This window comes from Mesorhizobium sp. M7A.F.Ca.CA.004.04.2.1, assembly GCF_004022825.1.
Lineage (GTDB): Bacteria > Pseudomonadota > Alphaproteobacteria > Rhizobiales > Rhizobiaceae > Mesorhizobium.
Genome location: NZ_RZPH01001096.1, coordinates 1 through 1931 on the forward strand (window position 1 = coordinate 1; position 1931 = coordinate 1931).

Genomic DNA, 1931 nt, shown 5'->3' on the forward strand with positions numbered 1-1931 from the left:
CCGTAAATTTTTATGAAAAGGCGACATTCTTCCCGGCACCGGTCAGCGGCGTGCGGCTCTCTTGGCTGTATTGATGTCCTTGGCGAAGGGCCATACCGTGTTCGACATGGTCTCGATGCCGGAAGCGCTGAGCGCCGAACCGAACAGGAACCCCTGGACAAGGTCGGGCTTGACCTGCAGCGCCAGTATCTTGAGCTGCTCGAAGGTCTCTACACCCTCGACGGTGACCGAAAGCCCCAGCGGCCGCGATAGGTTGACGATACCCTTGAGCAGCTCGAGCGAACGGGGGTTCTGGGTGACGTCCATCAGGAACGAGCGGTCGATCTTGATCTTGTCGAGCGGCAGTTTGTGCAGATAGCTCAGGCTCGAATAGCCGGTGCCGAAATCGTCGAGCGCGATGCGTACGCCGATCTGCTTCAGCTCCTCGATATACTGGCGCGTCAGCGACTTGTCGTCGAGCAGCGCCGTTTCGGTGACCTCGATCTCGAGCCGGGAGGCGGCGAGGCCGGAGCCGGCCAACGCATCGCGAACCTTCTGGATGACGTCGCGGTTGCGGAAATCCTTGGCCGAGAGATTGACCGAGACGCTGGTCTGGTCCGGCCATTTGGCGCATTCGGCGCAGGCTGCCTGCAGCACGAAGGTGCTGATCTCGGAAATGATGCCCATTTCCTCGGCCAAAGGAATGAAGATGCTGGGCGAGATCGGCCCGAGATCGGGATGATCCCACCGGCACAACGCCTCGCAGCTGGCGATACGCATGGTGCTCATCGCCACGATCGGCTGATAGACCACCCTCAAGCCCTTGCTTTCCACGGCTGTACGCAGGTCCGCCTTCATCAGCTGACGGTTGCGGAAGGCGGCATCCATCGAGGCTTCGAACAGCCGCCAGCTGTTCTTGCCGAGCTCCTTGGCCTTGTAGAGCGCCAGGTCCGCCTTGACGATCATGGCGTCGACATCGGTATCCTTGACCCGTGACAGCACCGCGCCGCCGCTGGCCTGAATGCGCAGCCCGTGACCGGCGACGTCGACTTCCCCTTGCAGGCCGGCGAAAATCTCGTCGAGCTGGCTGGTCAGATGGCTCTCATCCTCGACGCGGTCGAAGAAGATCATGAACTCGTCGCCACCGAAACGGCTGACCGTGATATCTTGCCTGGCAATGGCGGCAAGCCGCTCGGCAACGGCATAGATCAAGCCATCGCCGATCGGATGGCCAAGCGTGTCGTTGACGCTCTTGAAATCGTCGAGGTCGAGCACCGCAAGGCCGCAGAGACGATCGCGATCGCCTGATACCATGGCCTCGCCTACCAGTTCATGGAAATAGGCGCGGTTGGGCAGGCCGGTGAGGTTGTCGTAACGTGCCATGAAGCGGATCTTGTCTTCCGCCTCGACACGGGCGGTGACGTCCTCGAAGGTGATGACGCCCAGTTCCTGGCTGCCTTCGCGAGCCGAGAACTCGTAATGCTGGCCGTTGGCGAGGGAAACCAGCACCTTGCGGTCGCGGCCCTCGCGCAGGGCACGCGTCAGCTGGGCCTCGATGTAGCGGCAATCCTTGGGCGCCAGCATGCCGCCGGCGACACCGCGCATCAACAGACCATGGATCGACCGGCCGAGCAGCGCGTCGGGCGACTTGAGCGACATCAGATGCGCCGCCTCGGCATTGGCCACCGCGACGCGGCCGTCCGGGCCGAGCATGACAAGGCCGTGCGACATGGTGTTGAGCGCTCGGTTGAAGCGCTGGGCGATGCGATTGGCCTTCTTTTCCTCGGACAGGGCGGCGAAAAGCACCTCGCGGACCAGATCGGCGAAGCGCTTGATAGCAAAAAGAAATGGCGCCGAAAGCAGGCCGAGAATGAAGTGATAGGGATCGCCCCGCAGGATGAAGCCCAGCGAGATCGGCCAAGTCATGGTCATAATGAAGATCACGACCATCC

The 1931-nt window shown here is 61.9% G+C and carries 1 protein-coding gene; it reads right to left on the bottom strand.

The features are described 5' to 3' along the window. Positions 1-42: 42 nt before the first annotated feature. The coding region (locus EN893_RS31670) for an EAL domain-containing protein (RefSeq protein WP_128362084.1) at positions 43-1931 on the bottom strand (1889 nt) is incomplete at its 5' end.